Raw genomic sequence first — 19,732 nt, forward strand, 5'->3', positions numbered from 1 at the left:
AGTTTATGGGGAAAACAGGAAGATCATTTTCTAAAATCTTTTGTTGACAACGGTAGTGAAAGGGAGTAATCTAAATACCGATTAAACCAATGGGAATTAAGAGTTTATAGAAAGAATAAAATATATAATTAGATTTGGGAGGTGGAGGTACAATGAATTTGACTTATACAAGCTGGATTGTAACAGCCATTCTTATAGGATTCTTGTACTTTTTGAAAAAGAAAAAAATCAGCTTTGGTATCCGTGTCCTTATTGCCATGGCACTGGGGGTTGCGGTTGGTATAATCTTCGGAAACCAGGCACAAAGCATTGGGGTACTCGGAAGCATTTATATTAATCTGATCATGATGCTGGTTATTCCTTTAGTTATTTCCTCTATTATTTCAAGTATGACTTCTCTGACGGATATAAAACAGCTAAAAACCGTAGGAGTAAAAACAATTGGTTTATTCCTGCTTCTTACGGCTATCGCCAGTGTAATCGGCATTCTGGTCGGTTTGGTATTTGATCCGGGTTCAGGCATCAGCATAGCGGATACTTCCGGATACAAAGTGCGTGAAGTTAATTTCACCGCGTTCCTTTTGGATATGATACCGAAAAACCCTGTGGCCGAGATGTCCGCAGGTAAGATTATTCCAGTCATTATTTTTGCCATGATCATCGGGGTAGCGATTACCATTGAAAGTGAACGTAAACCGGAAACTATGAAGCCTGTAAAGGACGTAGTTAATTCCTTTACGCAAGTCATGTTCCGTGTGACAAAAATGGTACTGAAGCTGACACCTTACGGCGTTTTCGGCCTTCTGACGGCTATGGCCTCAAAATACGGACTTGGAACCCTGTTAGAGCTTGGGAAGTTTATTTTGGCGGTCTACGTGGCCTGCATTCTTCATACGGTCATTACGTATACCGGTTTTGTCGGCCTGGCCGCTAAAGTGAACCCGCTGAGATTCTTCCGCAAGATTTTTCCGGTTATGGTGGTCGGTTTTACAACAAGAAGCAGCTACAGCACTCTGCCGGTTACGATGAAGACTTTAACGGAAAGGGTTAAAATCTCCGAAAGGATTGTCAGCTTCGTGGCTCCGCTTGGTGCCACCATCAATATGAATGGATGCGGTGGCTTGTACCCTGCAATTGTCTGTATTTTCATTGCTAAAGTATATGGTATTGATCTTACGTTTACGAGTTACCTGCTTATTGTTCTTACCTCTGTCCTGGCTTCGGTAGGTACAGCAGGAGTTCCGGGAACAGCCTCCATTATGGCTACTGTTGTCTTGTCGAGTGCTGGTCTTCCGGTTGCAGGAATTGCCCTTGTTATGGGGATTGATGCAATCGTGGATATGGCCCGGACAGCCGTCAACGTCACCGGTACAACCGTTGCGGCCCTTATTGTAGGGGAGAGCGAAGGAGAATTTGACCGCGAGGCGTTTAACCGGGAAGATGATACGCTTCAATTGAACCCTTCCTGATCAAATCCGCATTTAAAAACCAGAGCTATTCGGCTCTGGTTTTTTTCCATGGAGAATTTGCCGGAGTTTCGGGTTGGGGGTTTACCGGTTTCCGAACTCATCTCCGGGTTTTTTTAAATCGTTCGGATGACGGTCTCAGCCAGAATAAGAAGAAGCAGGATTGAACCATAGACGCCGATTATATAACTGGTCTTATACGCCATACCAAATCCTTCATTTAAAACAAAAGCTTACCAGTCAAAATTTCTTGATCTGAAGAGTCCGGGCTATAAACACTTTGATAGAAAATTACGTGATCAGTAAAACTTGATCCCACTCCGGTTCTTGTGTACTGCAAAGTCCAAGAAGTGCGAGAACCGTTCCTGCAGCCCCTTGTAATAACCCGGGACTATGCAATACAGATGTTTCATGCTCTGTCTTAATTACTTCGCTAAAGCCAAAGGGAGTATTCCGGTCAAACGATTCCAAAATACGCCACGCTAAACGTTCCCGAACAACATTTAGTTGATCATCCCCGCTTTCTGCATACATGCGCTGCGTCATCTGGAGCAGACCGCCAAAACCGTGGCAGAGTGTTGGTGCATGTAAGTTCCAATCCTCTTCAGGACGGTGGGCTAATGCGATAAATGTTTCAAGGGAGAGCCGGATTCATCAAGTGCCTTACCTGCCAGCCAAAGTGTACGGGCAACTCCCGGGCTCCCATAGCACCAGGCTTCACGCTGCCAACCCGATCCGCCAAGTCCCGTCTGCTGCTCCTCCCAGGCAACCCGTTGCGGCCAAAACGGGCCATACCTGTCTTCTTGTTTCCACTCCAATAACCATTCGGCAATCCTTCGGATAGCTTGGCTCTGTCCGGGAACTTCCACACCCGCGGATAGAGATAGCGAAAGTAAGGCCAGTGGTCCGGGAATGCCATGAGCAACTCCACAATTATAGTTACCGGAAGGAAAGTCGATCTTCTCCTGCGGCAAAACCAGATGCGAGGCCGGGATGTGCCAACCGGGAACTGATTGTCCGTCTACGGTCTTATTTTCACTTAAGCGTACCAAATATGTTAAAACCTCGCACAGTACTTTCCTTAATTCCGGTTGCTCAGCAAAGGCTAATAAGTATCGTCCAATTCCGGTGAACCCTTCAAAAACATCATAATCGCCCATATGCACACCGTTCTCTAAATGAAGCATAGCTTGACTGAGATTCCGCTGATAATGACGCAGGAAAACTCCCTGCAACGTTTGTATGAAACCCTGATAGCGGATACCGCCGCGGGATAATGCCCGAACCGCTATGGCTATGCCTGACAAACCTCCCCATAGTGAGAGCGAAGACAATTTTTGTGCTTGTATTATACACTGTAACTCTACCAAATGGGAGTGTCCGATCACGTCCCAATCTTCACCCGGAAATAACCGGTCCAACTCACCGAATAATATGCACAGACCCGGATAACCAGTCGCAAGATCCAAATCGGACCATACAGGACCAGGACGACCGAATCTTTCCTGTGCAGTCTTGGACAACTCACGTACCAATGAAGGTTCCGACAACCTTCCGGCAACATCCCGTGCACAACTTTCAATGGCATGCTGTAACTCGAGTGAATGAATTGGTTGCCAAGACTTTGCATTATTCATGTATTTCATTCTCCTTCGCTTTCCGGTTCCCGCGTATGTACTGCAGATTATATAGTGTATGAAGTGCCAACGTAAGAACCTTTTTTCACGACGGCGGTCAATGCCAAGCATCCGGTTCAAGTGCAGGTGGATCATACTGGACAGGATATTATAGAAGCTGTTGTAAAGCAATCCGTCTTCCTCTTGGTCCCTTACCGCCTTCTGGTATTGCCGCAGAGCATGGCGGCGGGCTTTCATCCCCTCATAAAGTATTTTTCCGTCACGGTGTTTCAAGAGATTCTCCCAATCATGAAACGAATCCCCGAGACTCAGGTACAGGCGGCGTTCTTTTCTGAACTCCTCAAGGTATTCTTTTCGAAACGCCATGCTGTCAAGTAACTTTAATTGATCGGCGAACGGCACGTTGAATTGTTCCATAATGTCGATTACGCTGATTGTTCCAATCATCTCCATTGACAGCCCGATTTGTCCGGTCCTTTTTAACCCGAGCCACAGTGCAGTCGTCTGGCTATCGGTTGCAAAAACCGATTCGGCAAGCCCTATCAACGCAGGACCGCCATAGCGTTCGATCTCCGGTTCATAAGTATCCACCACTAGACGAGTTAGGAGACCTTCCTGCTGCAGGTAAAGCGCCCATCGGTATACCTCCGGAAGAAGTTCAGCAGTCAGACGTTCCGAATTACCGTGAAAACGCAGGCGAATATGAGGTTCTGGATCTGCATAACGCATAAAGAAAAATTGATCGGCCTTTCCTTGCTTTAATATTCCTTCACAGAAGGTTCTCAGCATAAAGCCTATAAACTCTTCCTCTCGGCTGTGCAGACCGTACAATTTCAGAAACATCCAATTGCTGCCGGGCATGTACTGACGCTCCGCTTGAGGTATGAAGGGCAACCGGGATTGCTTTATCTGCTCAATCGAAGTCTCCCTGGCAGTTGGCACCGTCCGGACAAGCGGGAAAACAACTTCAGTCAAATGATGCCCATCCGGGCTCTCCGCCCAATGCTCATCCAGTTCAGCTCCCGCTTCGGTCAAAGTTAAAGCCTGTCCCTCATTGAGCTTTGCAAAATCACGTTGTAATTCCCGGACATGCAATGGATGATCAAGATCAAGAAAAATCCTGTGATCCGCCATAGTTAAGTATACATACTGTGGGACATTCCAATCTGAACGCCATTTTGCAAGTAATTGACGGAATCTTTCATCCGAAACTTTGGGTTCGCAGGCTAAAATGCGACTGTCAAGTTTCCAGCGGGCCAGTGACAATACCGTCCGGCCATAACGTAAGCGCGGGCACATCGGGGCATGCTCAAGTGATCCCCAGGTAAAGGGTTTCTAATTGCATGTACGCATGATGGACAACTCTCGCAAAAAGCGGTAGACGTTAGGAGTGTGCATAAAATTTAGCATATGTAAAGTCACCGGAATGACTTCTTGGCCCAATGACTTGGATTTTAAATAAAAATGATCCATCGTACTGCCTACCATTAAATCAGTTAGAGGCAAAGAGATCTTTTCCCCTTCAGATGGATTGGTGCCCATTACTACCTCATAAGGCCTTATATTCGTTGAAAGTGCAACATTTGCGGCAAGTCCGGCGTTCGGAAGATAAACCACTTCCGCAAATACCGCATCTGGATGCAGCGACTGTTCATATTTCTGAATTTCTGCCAGAGACGTATGCTCTTGTTCGGTCATAAACCGGACGAATCTTCCAAAGGTTTTGCCCGCTCCTTGCGATCCCGGATTTGGACCGAGTATCAGGCGATAGTTACCTTGCTCTAGCGACGACTTGTCAGGAGATGCTATTGTAAAATAAAGCTCCAATGACATTGGTGCCTCTTTGGGATTATCCGGAGTCACATGTACAAGCTGCTGAATATGGTCTTCAGTCAGTTCTACTTCTATCTCGCCACGATGCAGCGCCTGTGTCATCCAGAGTAATAAAAGAGCATCAAGCTGGCTGTTTGCTGCTATTATTTCCTGCCTGCGTCTGCTTGGAGGATACTCATATCCGGCTGGAGCACCCAGTCCAAGATCCGGGTCAAGTAATTCTAGTAGAGGCACTTCCCGCTGGAGGCCGTAACGTTCTGTAAATTCTTCCCGATACGCCTCCAGGTTCGCTTCGTCTACTGTCTTTACACTCAGCAACCAAAGGACTTCAGCCGCCTTGGCGACTTCTTCTCCGATCCCATGCGGAAGCTCGGCAGCCTGCTTGTTAAGCGAGAGGTCAACCTGGATCGGATTTTTCGCATCTGCCAAGCTTCTCATTTGTGCCGCCAGTTTCCGGTAAACAGCCTCACCCTCTCCAATTTCCAACCTGTCATAAGCATCCAGCTGCTCGGCAATAGCCTGCAGACTTTGTTTTTCTTCGTCGATTCCTTTAATATTCGCAAGACGTTCCCGCAGATAATCAAAAGGTGACTCAATCATTAATGGCGGCCGCAGTTCACTTATTAAAAATTCCTGCTGAAACATCTGCCATAGAAATCTGATAATTTTCTCATCAGGAGTATCCGGATATTTCTGCTTAACCCGGTCGGCCAATTCACAGAATAGAACAGGACGTTCAGCCTCCTGTAATACGAATTGAACTACAGGGGTTAATCGGATAGAGGCACTTTCCATTTGTGACATCGTTTCAATTTCCCGTTGTCCATATCGGGTCACATACGGCAGCTTTGCCCGTGAACCAGTGAAATAAACCATTGAATTTGAACGAACCCGCAATTGTAATACCAGGTCTAAATCGGCCTCCAATTTTCGTACCATTTGCATTAACCAGCTCATATCCGGCCTGGATTGCTTCTGGTGGCCAGAAACTTCTCCCATGGCCACATTTGCCTTATTCCCAAACCTTCCAAAACCTACGGCAGAACATAGACCATAAGGTGTCGGTCTCGTCGTCATCCTTAACATATACCGTAAAAACCCTTTAATAGCCTGATCCTGTTTCCGTGGTTGATCCATATTTGTTAAGTTGGGCAAAGAATCAAGCAAAGACAGGCTGGTGACGGCAATTGCTTCCCGTACAACAGGATCGTGTGACTGGTCAATCAGGGGTCCAAGTATCCCCGGCTTCCCGGATTCAGTTAGTTGTTTATATTTTTCTATAGATAATAGCGGAGTCCGTACCATGAAAAAAGGAAGCGGTTGGAAGAAATTTTTATCTTGACCCGGTTTTGCATGTGGATCTGGAATTTCTCTGGTCAAAGTCAAATTTTATCATCCCTTCTGTCCAGGCTCATTAATCATTCAATCTATATAAATAGCAGAGAAACACCAAAGGAATTCATTCCTTTGGTGTTTCGGTTCACATTTCATTTACTTCCGGCTTAGCAGGAGACACAGAAAGATAACCAGTTTTTAGAGTGCCCGGTGTAACCAACCTCTTGATTGGAGTTCTCCTCCTCGTTCATCATCTCAATTTGGACATCCAGTTCAAAGATATCATTTGCCAATGTAAACACCCCGTTTATTAGAATTGTAGGAATTATATTCCTCGAACCAAATGTATCTATTAATCTATTAATTGTCAACACTTGTAAATTGTAAGTATAGTATAATTGCTTTAGTATAAATGAAATATAATCGTTTAATCCTTGAGCTGCCAAGGATATTAATTAGTTTTGAAAGAATTGTGAATTTGCCTGAATATGGATCATTTTTAACCTCCAAATAAGAATAATTTAGTAAAGGAATGTACCGGAATTGCCCGGAGAGCTGAATGGGTATATGATCATTATGAAGACAAACAAACGGGAGGAGAACACTCGTGATTTTTGAAGCTATTGCCATAAGTGTTACTGATGCCAAAATTGCAGCCCAACATGGAGCAGACCGTCTGGAATTAATAACAGGCATCAAAGAAGGAGGACTCACACCCAGTCTTGGTCTGATTGAGGGAGTTTTGGTAACGGTAGACATTCCTGTACAAATTATGGTCCGGCCCCACAGCCAGTCTTTCGTGTATGGGGAGGATGAGATTCGAACAATGATCCGGGATATTCAGAAGCTTAAGCCCTTTGCACCCAAAGCGGGTATCGTCCTGGGAGTTTTGACCCCCGAAGGGCATATTCATGAGGAAGCTTTGAAGAGAATGCTTGATGCAGCCGGGGATTTGGAAGTGACCTTCCACCGTGCTTTTGATGAATTGTCCGACCAGTTCTCCGGACTGCAGATTCTGTCCCAATATCCCCAAATCAAACGCATTCTGACATCAGGAGGCAAGCCAAATGTAATGGATGCTGCAGATCGGATAAAGGAACTTGTTCAGGCGAGCCGGAAGACGCATCTTGCCATCCTGGCAGGAAGCGGACTTAGAGCTGAAGGCCTGGCTGATTTTGTTGCCGGAACAGGGGTGACCCAGGTACACTTCGGTTCCGCCGTGAGAGGCCCCGGAGGTTCATCCGCTCCTGTTTCCGCTGAAGAAATAAGCAAAGTCCGGCGTATTTTGGACCAGTTGTCTGCCCAATCGTAGCCTGAATATAATAAAACAGCCGGCTTTTTCTTTAACTGAAAAAGCCGGCTGGCTGCTATTTTAACGGAAACCTGCTGTTTTTAGAGGCAATAATCTCTTCTTTTCAGTTTAGGCACCTGCCATGAAGTTATAGACAAACAATAAAGAAAAAGTGAGAACCATCGCCCCAAGTGCATAAATAAACGGTTTTGCCTTTTCCCTCGTCATCAGTCTACCCCCAATCATCCAATTAATATCCTATATTGTTTTTATACCCCAATGAATTAAATTTTAGCCAAATTTTTTGTAAACTCCATGTAAAACAGCAGACCTCCTGATTCGTTTTTAGCATAAATTTTGTTTTGCTCTGGAAGAATTGTCCTATCCGTTTTTGTCTATAGACAGAATGGAGTGCTTATGGAACAATAGGAAAAAACACCAAAGGAGCGAGCTCATGCAGGCGGAACATCCTGTTTCTTCTAAAGAATATTGGAAAAAAGTAAAAGGGGAAGAACTTGCGTCCCATTTATCCGAAATCGTACCAAGCTTTGGGGACAATCCTCCTGTTTTTGTATGTATTGGTACAGACCGTTCCACAGGGGATGCATTGGGACCGCTTGTAGGGACTTATTTGGAGGAACACGGATATCCTTTCGTAATCGGGACTTTGGCTTATCCATGCGATGCCAGTAACATTCATCACCGGCTTAATGAGGTTCCTTATCCCTCTAAGGTTATAGCTATAGATGCTTGCCTGGGAAGAACGGCTTCAGTGGGGCTTTATCAGGTTTCCAACCAGCCTCTTTTACCGGGGAAATCACTCGGAAAGGATTTGCCGTGTGTTGGGGATTTTACGATTGCAGCTATTGTCAATAGCGAAGGCCCGCGGCAATATGCAGTTTTGCAAACAACTTCTCTGCACAAAGTTATGCTTATGGCTAAAGAAATTACGACTGCGATTCTGCAATCTTTTCCTCTTCCATCCTTGGCGGAATCTTGAATACTCTTAAATAAGTGTTTTAGTGCTAAAAGCGGCTGAGAGCAAACTGGTAAGTGATATTGGCTATTTGGTATTACGCAATTGAAAAATGAATAAGATGAAAAATGAAACTAAGGATCCTCAGGTTACCTGAGATTTTTTCCTGTCAGCCGAAGGCCCGCTGCTAAAGCGGGCTTTTTTGAAAAAGATAAGAAGGTGATTTCATATAATAAGGCATATCAATTTAAAGAATACAAACGGAGAAGTATACTGCTGCTTGCGAAACAAAGTGGAAAAATGATATTTGTAGCTTAATCTATATTTTTCTGCTTTTCTCCCGAGAAAATTATAAGAACTTGCTGGCCCAAAACGATCATTCCCACAATCCTAAAGCTTCATAATCCTGTCTTCCCATTACTCCGTCAATCGGCAGATCGTGATCTTTTTCAAACCGCTTAAGGGCCAGCTCTGTCTGCGGGCCAAATTTGCCATTACAGATACCGTTAAAATATCCGGCACTTTTAAGGCGGTATTGAATAAGCTGCACATCGATCCCGCTATCTCCCGCAGCAAGAGGGCGGGGATCCTCGTAGGGAGGTCCCAGAGGATGGCCATAGATGGTGACTTTGGTGCCGATTTTTACCCACTCATACAAAATCTCTACATTTCGGTTGTACATACGTATACATCCGTGACTTTGGTGCCTTCCTATAGAATCCGGTCTGTTAGTCCCGTGAATGCCATATATCCCCCAAGGAACATTGAGCCCGATCCAACGGGTGCCGAACCCGGAACCCCAATTTTTATATTTATTGATCACAGTGAATTCGCCAATTGGAGTCGGAGTCTTCTGTTTGCCAAGTCCTACAGGGAATTGTTTGATCCGCTTTCCGTCAACTAATACCCACAGTCTATTGTAAAGGGGATCGATTTCCAAAGAGAGCTCCCCCGGAGGGAGAGAGGGAGGACTTGGAAGTAACATTTCTTTTTGCCCGGCCTTTATATCCCCGGTATGGAAATAGAAAAAACAGCCTAAAAAAAGGAATAACATCAAGAATTTTTTCATATATGTTAACCCTTGATCTGCCTAAGGGTTATTAAGAGGCTTGGCCTGGTTCAAATTGCGCTGCCTCATCAGTTCGGATACAGTCACGAAACGAAATCCCCGTTTTTTCAACTCGGGCAATATTTGTTTGAGGGCTTCAATCGTTTGTGTGCTTCCTTCCACGTGGTCATGGAAAAGGACAATGTCGCCTCCACGAGCATTATTCAGTACTTTATTCACGATTTTTTTGACACCCGGTGTTTTCCAGTCAACGGTATCCTGATGCCAGGACCATAAAATAGGGGTATAATTATTGGCCTTGCATACGTCAACAAGAATTTGATTATAATATCCTCCTGGCGGCCGGAATAGGCAAGTATGAACTCCAGATGCCTGAAAAATGGCTTCTTCCGCATCTTTAATTTCTTTTATCATCCGTTCTTTGGAAGCTCTGTTAAAGTACGCGTGACTATACGTATGATTCGCAAGTTCGTGCCCTTCGCTAGCCTCTCTTTTAACCAAATCAGGATAACGTATCACCCGGTTCCCAATCAGAAAAAAAGTTGCCTTGGCCTCATATTGTTTCAGCAAATCCAGTATTTGCACGGTTTCATCGGGATCCGGCCCGTCATCAAAGGTAAGTGCCATCATTTTTTTTCCCATCGGGACTTCCCATACGATATCTCCGCGGGGTTCGAAATAATCTCTTCCTTTAACCGGACCGTATAACATATTCACCTCTTTGTCTTTATCAGAAAAGCCGGCATGAGCGGGGAAAGAAGCTGTGGAAAACAAGACCAATGCCAGTATAGTTATAACAAAAGTGCGGCGCATATACAGGTCTCCTTTGTTCATGATAACTACTTTGTAGGATGAACGTTATCGGAAACAATTATGAATCCTGGGCGGAATTACCAAATAGTTAAGCCGTCCCCATAGGGATAGTATTCATAGCCAGCGACAGAAGCAGGAAACTAAGGCTAAAACCTATTATCATGAATAAAAAGGATTTTATGTCTTTATGCTTATGAATCATTTACATGTTAATAAAATACAAAAGTACGGGTTATCAAAACCCCGTACTTTTCGGTATCCCTATACGTATTAAGCTGTTACGCTTTCTTCACGGTTTCCCGGAAGGTTGGAATAATGTTTTTTGAAACTGATGGCAAGCACTGCGTAAGTCAGGAGACCGAACGCGACGATGGTACATCCGAGTACAAGAGCACTATGCCACATTTGACTATAATTTCCGCTGGAGATTACGGCCTTATATCCGCTTACCGAGTAAGTCATCGGAACGAGGGCGTTAAATTTCTGCAGCGGTGTCGGAATCAGTTCCAGCGGAAATGTTCCGGCAGAAGTTGTTAATTGCAGAATTAACAAAATAATGGCAATAAATCTTCCGGCATCACTGAATGCCGTAACAAGGAATTGCAGGATCGCCATGAACACCCAACTGGTTATGAGACTGAACAAGAAGAAGTATCCGACGTTTTGAACTTCGATTTTCAAGCCGTACAGCAGAATGGCATCAACCAATATGGCTTGAACGGTTCCGACAAGCAGCATCGAACTGAATTTGCTCAAGAACCAGCCGAAAGCGGATTTTGGTGGTGTTACCGGATTTTTAATCGGGAATACGATGGTTAACATCAGTGCACCGACAAACAGTCCTAGTGAAACGAAGTAAGGGGCGAATCCGGTACCGTAGTTTGGAACAGGTCCGCGTTTTTCTTCCGTCACTTTTACCGGTTCCGCAAACATGTTATAGTTGCTGTCATCACCTTTGACATCCCCGGTTTTATCCGCTGCCTCTTTGAGCTTATCGGTCAGTTCAGTCTGGCCTTCAACCAGGGTATCCGCGCCTTTATCCAGTTTTTCTGTTCCCTCTGTCCGGAGCTGGTTTGTTCCGTCTGTCAGCTGGTCAACACCGCCGCTCACTTGGGAAGTACCATCTTTCAGTTTTGCGCTTCCTGAGATCAATTCATTCATTTTACCGTCAACCTGTTTGGCTCCGGCACTTAGTTCATTCAGCTTCTGGCCGAATGTATTGAAGTTCTTCACGAATTCGTTTTGTCCCGCAGCTGCCTGGGCAATTCCATTACTTAATTTAGTAGAGCCCTGGTGAAGTTTTTGGATATTTTTAACAAGAGCATTCATCTCCCCTTTTTTTATTTTTTCACTAACTGTTGAATTTAATTGATTTATTCCGTTAGCAAGTCCATTAGTGCCATTTACTAGACTGCTTTCACTTTGGCCATTTACTCCTTTATTCAGCAATTCATTCCCGTTCGCTACATCCTCGGCAGCCTTTTTCAATTGTTTAAACTGGGGAAGCTCGGCCAGTTGGGGGTTTAATTGCGCCAACTTTGCTAATCCATCAGCAACAGCTTTTGAACCTGTTTCAAGTTCCGGGGTTTTCTTTGCGAGTTCATTAACTCCAGTTTGGAGCTTTTGTGTAGTGTCATTTATCTTGCTAACTCCTGCGGGTAATTGGAGCAACTCATTTGTTTTCTGGCCGGCCAATTGTTCCATCAGACCAAGATTATCGCTTAAATCAGCCGAACCGGATTTCAGATCATTTAATCCGCTCTAGATTTTATTTGCCCCTTCTGAAGAAAGCTGTTTTTGGGCATCGGCCAATTGTCCTGCGCCGCTTGCCACGACAGATGTTCCCTCATTTTGTATGCGGGAGGCTCCATTATTTAGATCACCCAATCCGTTGTATATTTGTATAACCCCATCTTTCAGAGTCAGCGTTCCTTCATTGATTTTCAACAGATTTTCATCCACTTGAACGATCCCGTCTTTAATCTTGATAGATCCGTCCTTGAGCTGCAGGGAACCGTCTGCGGCTTGAGCCAAGCCGTCTGAAACCTTGTCAATACTTTTAAACATGGCTTCCGCATAAGCTTTTGTCAGGTTTTTTGAAAGTTCTGCCTTCATTTTTTCAACTGCGGTCGCGCCAATTTGCGAAGACAGGAAGTTCAAGCTCTCATTCGGGATGTAAGTAAGATCTGACGCTGTAGGATGCTCATCCAATATTTTTGTTGCTTTCTCAGAAAAGTTTTCAGGGACGACTACGGTCATGTAATATTTATTGTCGTCCATTCCCTGGATAGCTTTTTCCTGTGAAACAAAATCCCATTTAAAATTCTTGGATTCTTTGATTTTATCGACGAATTCATCGCCGACATGAAGCTCTTTTCCTTCGAAATTAGCTCCCTTATCCATATTGACTACAGCAACGGGCAGCTCATTCAATTTTCCGTAGGGATCCCAGAATGCCCATAAAAACATAGACGAGTAAAGCAGGGGGATCAGCGCTATGACACAGATGGAAATTAGCACTTTCTTGTTTTTGAAAATGGCCGCCCATTCTTTTGTGAAAAACCCTGTGTTTTTCAAGATGGTTTCACTCCTTTTTTATCTGTGTGTTGATTGGGCCTAACAAGCAAACGGGAAGAAAAGAGAAGAATGTCACATTTTCTGAATTACTGACCGTTTTGTCCATGTAGTCAATTTTTACCGGTAAAAAAGGATGGCTACCGAACAGCCAATCCTTCCATGAAGTAAAGTTCAAATAATTCGGCAAGATCTTTCTTTTCAAGCGGTTCAGTATGATAGGCGGCCCAGTCATGAACAAAAGCGATATACATTTTCATCATGGCAAAGGCAGTTTTTTCCGGATCACAAGGCTTTAATTCTCCCTTGTCCACGGCTTCTTTCACTTTCTTGGCCACAATGGACAGCATCGCTTCCTCGACCTTTTCCATGCCTTCTTTGGCTGCCATCGTTCCCATTTCGTTAATCTCATGCGAAAGCCGGATTGTCAACTCATGCTTACGCCGGAAGTCCAGCATAGCATAAAGGAAGATATGCAAGTTTTCCACGAATGATTTATTCGGGTCAATAGCCCGTTCAGCAACGGAGATCAGCTCTTTGTTAAGCTGCTTGACAATTTCACCGAACAACTCTTCCTTATTGGAGAAAAACGTATAGATTGTCCCTTTCCCCACATTTGCAAGTTTGGCCACCTGATCCATCGTAGTCGCTTTATAGCCGAAGAAGGCAAACGATTTAGCCGCCGCTTCGACAATCATCTTTCGACGATCGACAGACAACAGTGTCACCTCCAAATGACCAAATGAAAGTTTTGGTCAATTCGTTATTTGTATCCTACCATGGGTATTTTCTTTTTTCAAGACCTATTTTAGTCAGGCTTGTCCTATATTATCCGGTAAACGGAAGGCTGTTCATTCGTCCATATAAAAAGGAGCGGGCCCGTTTAAAAAGCTGATATTCCCGTTCCGTTCCTTTAAATTCCATTATTCCTGTTGTTTCTGAATGAAAGGGAGAATGACCCTAAGGAATAAGAAAATCATATTGTGCCATCCTTCCGTGTAACCAGAATGAAGAAGAGGCCAGTCCTTCAAGCAGACAATTCTGCTTTTGGGACAGCCTCTTCGCATCAGCCGCCGAACGCATCCCTGAATGCCCGGGATAGATCATGACGGTCTACTTCCCATAGCTCCGCAATAAAAGAAGAAACGTGCTCATCCCACCAATCCACAAGCTTCTTGCGGTTTTGTTCATTTTCTACGATGAAAGGCAAATGGAGCAGAACTTCTTTTATATAAAAATTTTCAGCTTCCTTCATTTTTGCCTTGGGTATTCTTTTTTTAAGTCTTTTTACCGTCCTGTACAGCTCACGGCTGCAGGCTCTACGTATAGTACGATGAGTCGGGAATGGCTGATTGTGCTTTGCCCTGGGCTTCTGCATGGTCTCTCACCTGCCCTAATCTTTTCCTTACAGAATATGCCGAGGGACTGAGAGAGGGAACTATTAGCGATTTAATTCTAATCCAAGACCTCAATATACCCAACCATAGGTCCCTCATGGGCGATGTCGGGATGGGTCAGACAGATAATCCGGTATGTACCCGGCTTATCAGCCGTAAAAGAAACTACGGTTTCTTTTCCTTTCTTTACTTCTCCCTTGATATTCAGTCCTTCAATGAGAAAAGGATGGGTTTCGCCATTGACCCCGTATATGTTCAGCTTAACCTTCTCTCCTTTTTTTACGACAATAGTTCCCGGGTCCCAGCGATAAGCTTCTATTTGTTTACCGTCTTTCGTGGTTGTCTTGAACTCTGTCGTCACCATCTGAAACGTTCTTTCTTGCCCGGCAGGAGTAATAGTGGATACAATGCTATCTTTTTTTGTGAAAAACAGGATGGCCGCAAGAACTACAAGCAAGATAAACCCTGTAGCAACAAGATGGGCTTTCCGGATAACTAACGATTTAAACATGAGAACAACCCCTTTGGTCAGTTTGTACACAATATATGCGGGGGTTGGTGGAAGCATGTACAAAAATACCCCGTGCTCTTTTTATTGGAATAAGCAGGTTCTTTTGTGATAGAATAATAACGGCAATTCGTAGATTGGTATAGATAGACAAACAGGTTTGCAAGGAGAGAGAAACTAGGAAAGTAGGGTGGAAATGGCCGAAATTATCAGTTCGATTCTTGTGTTTTTAGAGGGACTCGGATATTGGGGTGTTATGCTGGGCCTCATGATCGAAATTATTCCGAGTGAAATCGTTCTGTCCTACGCTGGATATTTAGTGTACAAAGGACAAATCGGTTACTTGGGAGCCGTCTTTTTTGGAACGGTTGGGGGAGTTCTGGCCCAATTATTCATTTATTGGATCAGCCGTTATGGGGGCCGTCCGATATTGGAGAAGTTCGGAAAATATATTCTGATTAAAAAGCATCACATTGATAAATCAGAGGAATGGTTTAACAAATACGGAACAGGCGTAATTTTTACCGCGCGTTTCATACCTGTTGCACGTCATGCCATTTCGGTTCCTGCCGGCCTGGCCAAAATGAAGGTGAGCCGTTTTATTCTTTATACCACTTTGGCTGTGATTCCCTGGTCCATGCTGTTTGTATTTTTTGGGCAGAAGCTGGGCGAAAACTGGGAAAAAATCGATGACTATGCAAGTGCCTACATGCCTTATTTCATTGCAGGGGCTATTCTGTTAACCGGGGCCTACCTGATTTATGCACTCTGGTTTAAAAGGAAGAAAACCCGTAAAATTTAATGTTATGGAAATGATAGAGATACAAGGAGACCGGTTTCTTCCTGTCAGGAAGTTGGAGCCCTCTCCTTTTTTTGCTAATATAAAGGTAATTCATGTCATGACAGGAGGGTGAACAATGAGTAAGCAGCTGTCGGATAAATTCGGACAGGGATTGACCCCCGAGCAGTTCATAAACAGTATGAAAACCAATCAGAACGCCTTAAGGCAGTGGATGGACGCTTTTTCCTGGGATAATGAAGAGGACCGTGAATTTTTCGAATCCCTGCAAAACCGGGATGATCTTCGCTGTCTTCTGGTAGCCGCCGAATGGTGCGGAGATGTGGTACGCAATGTACCCGTTATCTTCAGGTCTTTGGAGAATAGCGGTATCCCGGTAGAGGTACTTATCCTGGAGCAGCATCTGGATGTCATCGATCAGTTTCTTACCATGGGAGGAAGAGCTATTCCCGTGGCTATTTTCACGGATACAGGCGGACATGTGCTGGGTACGTGGGGACCGCGTCCGAAACACGTACAGGCCGTCATGACGGCTTTTAAGCAGAAGAACCCTGATAGGGAAGCGCCGGATTATCAGGATAAAATTGAGGTTGCCCGTCAGGAAATGATGCGGCAATACGGGGAAGGGACCGGTTATCAGAAAGTAATCGTTAAGGAGCTTCGGGATTTGCTTTCTTCGTTTTAATCTAAGTAAGGAGCATGAAGACTATGATAGACATAGAAATGATTTCTCTAGGTCCGCTCAGCACGAATGCTTACCTGATTTCGGACCGAAATGCGGGCAAGGGGATTATCATCGATCCCGGGATGAATCCGGGTCCATTGCTAAAAAGAATTGAGAACCTGGATATTGAATCCATTTTGCTTACTCATGCCCACCTTGATCATATTGGAGGGGTGGATGAGATCCGCAAGCTAAAGGGATGCCCGGTTTATTTGCATGATGCCGAAGCGGATTGGCTCGGAAATCCGAAGAAGAACGGGTCCGCAAGGTGGCCGGAACTGGGAGAACTTATCGTTACTGATCCTGCGGAATATGCGCTTGATGAAGGACAAGTGTTGGAATTTCTGGGCATTCAGCTTAAGGTGTTCCATACTCCCGGCCATTCCCCGGGCAGTGTCAGCTTTTTGTACGGCAAGTATCTTTTCAGTGGAGATGTGCTGTTCAGATTATCCGTTGGGCGCACAGATTTGTACGGAGGAGATGAACACGCCCTGCTTGAATCTATTCACGGCACGTTGTTTGAACTGGATGACGATGTGACGGTGTACCCGGGGCATGGTCCCAAGACTACAATAGGTTTTGAACGGCAGAATAATCCTTACGTGTAAATCCGCCCCCGCCTTTAAGATAAAGAGCGGGGGTTTTCTGTTCTTTCCATAAATGAAGATGTCATTGACCAGACAAGGACAGCTGTAATAGGGGATTTGTCCGAAGAATTGAAGGAGGCCTATACACTTTCCGAAGAAATTCTGCGCTCCACTGAAGCGATGCTAAAGCCGGGAACAATAGCGGAATCCCTGTATTTCAATGCCCTTGAACAAGCCGAGGCAGCCGGGCTTTCCAGGCATTTTATGGGATACGGGCAGGATCAGGTAAAGTTTCTCGGACATGGCATCGGACTGGAGATTGACGAATGGCCGGTACTGGCCAGGGGGTTTAGGATGGAACTTATGCCAGGTATGGTGCTGGCCATAGAACCTAAATTTACATTTCCCGGCCGGGGGGTTGTAGGTATTGAAAACAGCTATTTGATTACAGAACAAGGATTTGAAAAACTCACTTTGCCCAGAGAAGGGCTTATTCATCTATAAGTCTTCTTCGAATAGGGGGCCAAGCTTTTTCTGTTTGTGCCTGCATCTCGACACACTCTTCTTTTTTTAGTAGGATAAAAGAATACGGGATATACTCTGACCGGCTTTCATATAAATAGATTAGCTGGTAGAGTTCCTTTGTCAGAAAAAAAGGAGGGGAGTACACGATGCTGCCTCTTGGTGAAAAGGTAATTATTGTAGCAGACCGCTTTGAGCAAAGTCTTCCCATAGGTGAATATGGTTTTATTATAGCGTATGACCGCAATACGGATAACGTATTTGATTATGTTGTCCGGCTGCCCAAAGTAAACAAGCATGTATTCGTTCCGGATTCGGATATAGAACTTGAAGAAGTGCTGATCCGGAAAGAAGCGGAACGCATTGAGAAGGAATCCCTGCTTGATTTTGCACTGGCTACACGTAATGAAGAACTGTTCAACCGCATTTTAAACGGTGATGCTATAGAGGAAATACAGGAAGATGCTGGTCAAGAAGTCCAATCTGCTGAAGATTTCATCAAACAGGTTAACTTGCGGGCATGGATCTAGAGGCCGTAAATTAAGAAGTGTGAGCTTATATAAGTGAAAAACAGCCGCCCTCTTTTGTCAGGAAGAAGGCGGCTGTTGTACTTCATTGATAGGATCATACATTTTCTTTGTCGATAAAGGGGACGGAAAGCGGTTCTGGTGCCGGTTTGCCGAGCAGATAACCCTGGGCCAGGGAAACGCCCAGCTCTTTGCAGCATTGCCATTCTTCCCACCGTTCAATACCTTCGGCAAGAACAGTCGCCCCGCAGCTTTGAGCGAGGCCTATGATTTCCTTGATCCGCTCTCTTTTATCCGTGTGTATGTCACAGTAGCTGATCAGGGAACGGTCCATTTTGACATAATCAGGTTTTAGGTCCCGGATAAGATCAGGAGTGGCAAAACCTGCTCCTACATCATCCAAAGCAACCTGAATACCGCTGTTTTTAAGGACCTCAAAAATAGAGAGAAGATGCCCCGAGTCGTCTATTTTTTCATTCTCCACCATTTCGAATACAAAATCGGCAGGATCGAGTTGATACTCTTCAATGGCTGCCAAAGTATGACTTAAACAATACTTAGGATTGTAAATAGAAGAAGGCAAAAAATTGATAAACCGTTTAATCCCTTTTGGAAGTAACCTTCCGCTCGTCTTGATAGCACTTATCCGGGCCGAGCGGTCCAGGAACGAATGAAGTCCCGTCTCTCTGGCCTGCTCGAATAAAGGTCCGGGGGAGAAAGGGTTTCCATCAGGAGAGGCCCGGAGAAGAAATTCGTATCCGATTACCCGACGGTTTGACATCAAGGCAATGGGCTGAAGGTGGTTCGTGAATTTTTTTTGCTCTATGATTTCAACAATATCGGACCTTCGAATCCGCTGTATGTATTGTTCAAGTAAAATGGATGTGGTTGTTTCCGTACAATCTTCCTCTTCGGGGCCGTCCCAGGATACCAGAACATGGGCTTTGTCTTCAGGACTTAAGGAAGCTTCAAGCAGGTTTAAGACATTGAGAAGCTCTCTTTTGCGGGTATACCAAAATATAAAGATCCCTTCCTGCCGGAAAAGATTCAAACAGACAGAGAGATATTCAAGCCTTTTTCCGGTGGAATCCCGGGTACTCTTTATGACAATTTTTCCCGTATCCTGGATAGGTTTGACGCTGAGGCAGTTCAGACAGCTCATGAGTAGACCTCCGCTAGGATCGATTTCTTTTTCAAAACGGGGTGGTTGATCCGGCCTTGTATTTTATATATCGGTAGGTTGCACAGGGATTATGAATCTTGTAGAATTTGGTCAAAACAAACCGGAAATAGGAGAAGATGGGCAATTGAGTTCAAAAAATAAACAGGCTATAATAAGAAGAATTCATTGTCCGTACGAAAAGAGAGGTGTAAGGAATGAATATTAGCATCCAGGATGTAGAACATGTGGCCAAGCTGGCCCGTTTGGAACTGAATGAACAGGAAAAGGAAACATTTACGGAACAATTAAGTAAAATTCTTACTTTCGCTGAACAGCTGAATGAGCTAGATACAGAGCAGGTTGAGCCGACCAGTCACCCGATGCCGCTGGCTAATGTGATGCGTGAGGATGAGGGACGTTCTTCCTGGTCTATTGAGGAAGTTATGAAAAACGCTCCTGACGAAGAAGCAGGACAGTTTAAAGTACCGGCTGTTCTTGAATGAACGCCGGTG

The 19,732-nt window shown here is 44.7% G+C and carries 19 protein-coding genes and 3 pseudogenes; 9 read left to right on the forward strand and 13 right to left on the reverse strand.

Annotated elements, in window-relative coordinates; genetic code table 11:
* The first annotated feature begins 152 nt into the window (after window positions 1-152).
* Entirely contained in the window at window positions 153-1,469 is a 1,317-nt protein-coding gene (locus BXP28_RS01575; protein ID WP_023484429.1) for a dicarboxylate/amino acid:cation symporter, read from the forward strand.
* A 288-nt stretch (window positions 1,470-1,757) separates the two neighbouring features.
* Here BXP28_RS01575 and BXP28_RS01580 read toward each other — a convergent pair whose 3' ends face one another.
* The 4 genes and pseudogenes from BXP28_RS01580 to BXP28_RS23745 all read right to left on the reverse strand — a co-directional run bounded on the left by BXP28_RS01580 (window position 1,758) and on the right by BXP28_RS23745 (window position 6,564).
* Complete coding sequence (locus BXP28_RS01580) at window positions 1,758-2,012, reverse strand: lanthionine synthetase LanC family protein (RefSeq protein ID WP_036658228.1); 255 nt, start codon at window positions 2,010-2,012, stop codon at window positions 1,758-1,760.
* Window positions 2,013-2,083: 71 nt separating this feature from the next.
* A complete protein-coding gene (locus tag BXP28_RS01585) occupies window positions 2,084-4,237 on the reverse strand; it encodes a thiopeptide-type bacteriocin biosynthesis protein (RefSeq protein WP_367869705.1) in 2,154 nt (717 codons plus the stop codon).
* Window positions 4,238-4,240: 3 nt separating this feature from the next.
* Window positions 4,241-6,241, reverse strand: a pseudogene (locus BXP28_RS01590) (lantibiotic dehydratase family protein); the annotation flags it as partial.
* Window positions 6,242-6,438: 197 nt separating this feature from the next.
* Window positions 6,439-6,564 (reverse strand): hypothetical protein, encoded by a 126-nt coding sequence (locus tag BXP28_RS23745; protein ID WP_257125660.1) that lies wholly within the window; start codon window positions 6,562-6,564, stop codon window positions 6,439-6,441.
* A gap of 314 nt (window positions 6,565-6,878) precedes the next feature.
* Between BXP28_RS23745 and BXP28_RS01595 the strand changes: the two genes are divergently transcribed.
* Window positions 6,879-7,583 (forward strand): copper homeostasis protein CutC, encoded by a 705-nt coding sequence (locus BXP28_RS01595; RefSeq protein ID WP_023484432.1) that lies wholly within the window; start codon window positions 6,879-6,881, stop codon window positions 7,581-7,583.
* Window positions 7,584-8,016: 433 nt separating this feature from the next.
* The gene (yyaC, locus tag BXP28_RS01600) at window positions 8,017-8,562 is read left to right on the forward strand and encodes a spore protease YyaC (protein WP_023484433.1); all 546 of its coding nucleotides are present in this window, start codon (window positions 8,017-8,019) and stop codon (window positions 8,560-8,562) included.
* A gap of 352 nt (window positions 8,563-8,914) precedes the next feature.
* On the opposite strand, the gene BXP28_RS01605 is transcribed toward yyaC, so the two are convergent.
* From BXP28_RS01605 to BXP28_RS01635, 8 genes and pseudogenes are all read right to left on the reverse strand, one after another.
* Window positions 8,915-9,478 carry a L,D-transpeptidase family protein gene (locus BXP28_RS01605; RefSeq protein WP_226989756.1) on the reverse strand — a complete coding sequence of 188 codons (564 nt, stop codon included), beginning with the start codon at window positions 9,476-9,478 and terminating at the stop codon, window positions 8,915-8,917.
* Window positions 9,479-9,628: 150 nt separating this feature from the next.
* Entirely contained in the window at window positions 9,629-10,420 is a 792-nt protein-coding gene (locus tag BXP28_RS01610) for a polysaccharide deacetylase family protein (RefSeq protein WP_174567573.1), read from the reverse strand.
* Window positions 10,421-10,511: 91 nt separating this feature from the next.
* A pseudogene (locus BXP28_RS01615) lies at window positions 10,512-10,580 on the reverse strand (QacE family quaternary ammonium compound efflux SMR transporter); the annotation flags it as partial.
* Window positions 10,581-10,690: 110 nt separating this feature from the next.
* Window positions 10,691-12,124 (reverse strand): YhgE/Pip domain-containing protein, encoded by a 1,434-nt coding sequence (locus BXP28_RS23750; protein WP_023484436.1) that lies wholly within the window; start codon window positions 12,122-12,124, stop codon window positions 10,691-10,693.
* Between the two features lie 57 nt (window positions 12,125-12,181).
* A complete protein-coding gene (locus tag BXP28_RS23755) occupies window positions 12,182-12,997 on the reverse strand; it encodes a YhgE/Pip domain-containing protein (RefSeq protein ID WP_023484437.1) in 816 nt (271 codons plus the stop codon).
* Between the two features lie 137 nt (window positions 12,998-13,134).
* Window positions 13,135-13,713, reverse strand: a complete 579-nt coding sequence (locus BXP28_RS01625; RefSeq protein ID WP_036658234.1) for a TetR/AcrR family transcriptional regulator — start codon at window positions 13,711-13,713, stop codon at window positions 13,135-13,137.
* Window positions 13,714-14,060: 347 nt separating this feature from the next.
* Window positions 14,061-14,372, reverse strand: a complete 312-nt coding sequence (locus BXP28_RS01630) for a hypothetical protein (protein ID WP_024094931.1) — start codon at window positions 14,370-14,372, stop codon at window positions 14,061-14,063.
* A gap of 77 nt (window positions 14,373-14,449) precedes the next feature.
* On the reverse strand, window positions 14,450-14,902 hold the full coding sequence (locus BXP28_RS01635; RefSeq protein WP_024094930.1) for a cupredoxin domain-containing protein: 453 nt from the start codon (window positions 14,900-14,902) through the stop codon (window positions 14,450-14,452).
* 193 nt (window positions 14,903-15,095) lie between these two features.
* Here BXP28_RS01635 and uptA point away from each other — a divergent pair, with 193 nt between their 5' ends.
* From uptA to BXP28_RS01665, 5 genes and pseudogenes are all read left to right on the forward strand, one after another.
* A complete protein-coding gene (uptA, locus tag BXP28_RS01640) occupies window positions 15,096-15,701 on the forward strand; it encodes an undecaprenyl phosphate transporter UptA (protein WP_036658236.1) in 606 nt (201 codons plus the stop codon).
* 115 nt (window positions 15,702-15,816) lie between these two features.
* Complete coding sequence (locus BXP28_RS01645; RefSeq protein ID WP_023484441.1) at window positions 15,817-16,383, forward strand: thioredoxin family protein; 567 nt, start codon at window positions 15,817-15,819, stop codon at window positions 16,381-16,383.
* 23 nt (window positions 16,384-16,406) lie between these two features.
* Window positions 16,407-17,030 (forward strand): MBL fold metallo-hydrolase, encoded by a 624-nt coding sequence (locus tag BXP28_RS01650; protein WP_036658239.1) that lies wholly within the window; start codon window positions 16,407-16,409, stop codon window positions 17,028-17,030.
* Window positions 17,031-17,090: 60 nt separating this feature from the next.
* A pseudogene (locus BXP28_RS01655) lies at window positions 17,091-17,513 on the forward strand (M24 family metallopeptidase); the annotation flags it as partial.
* 167 nt (window positions 17,514-17,680) lie between these two features.
* The gene (locus tag BXP28_RS01665) at window positions 17,681-18,061 is read left to right on the forward strand and encodes a hypothetical protein (RefSeq protein WP_023484444.1); all 381 of its coding nucleotides are present in this window, start codon (window positions 17,681-17,683) and stop codon (window positions 18,059-18,061) included.
* Between the two features lie 94 nt (window positions 18,062-18,155).
* Here the strand turns inward: BXP28_RS01665 and BXP28_RS01670 are convergent, their stop codons facing one another.
* Window positions 18,156-19,220: an EAL domain-containing protein gene (locus BXP28_RS01670; protein WP_023484445.1), complete on the reverse strand. Its 1,065-nt coding sequence runs from the start codon at window positions 19,218-19,220 to the stop codon at window positions 18,156-18,158.
* Window positions 19,221-19,435: 215 nt separating this feature from the next.
* Here BXP28_RS01670 and gatC point away from each other — a divergent pair, with 215 nt between their 5' ends.
* Window positions 19,436-19,723: an Asp-tRNA(Asn)/Glu-tRNA(Gln) amidotransferase subunit GatC gene (gene gatC, locus BXP28_RS01675; protein ID WP_023484446.1), complete on the forward strand. Its 288-nt coding sequence runs from the start codon at window positions 19,436-19,438 to the stop codon at window positions 19,721-19,723.
* The last annotated feature ends 9 nt before the right edge of the window (window positions 19,724-19,732 follow it).

The organism is Paenibacillus larvae subsp. larvae (genome assembly GCF_002003265.1).
GTDB lineage: Bacteria > Bacillota > Bacilli > Paenibacillales > NBRC-103111 > Paenibacillus_H > Paenibacillus_H larvae.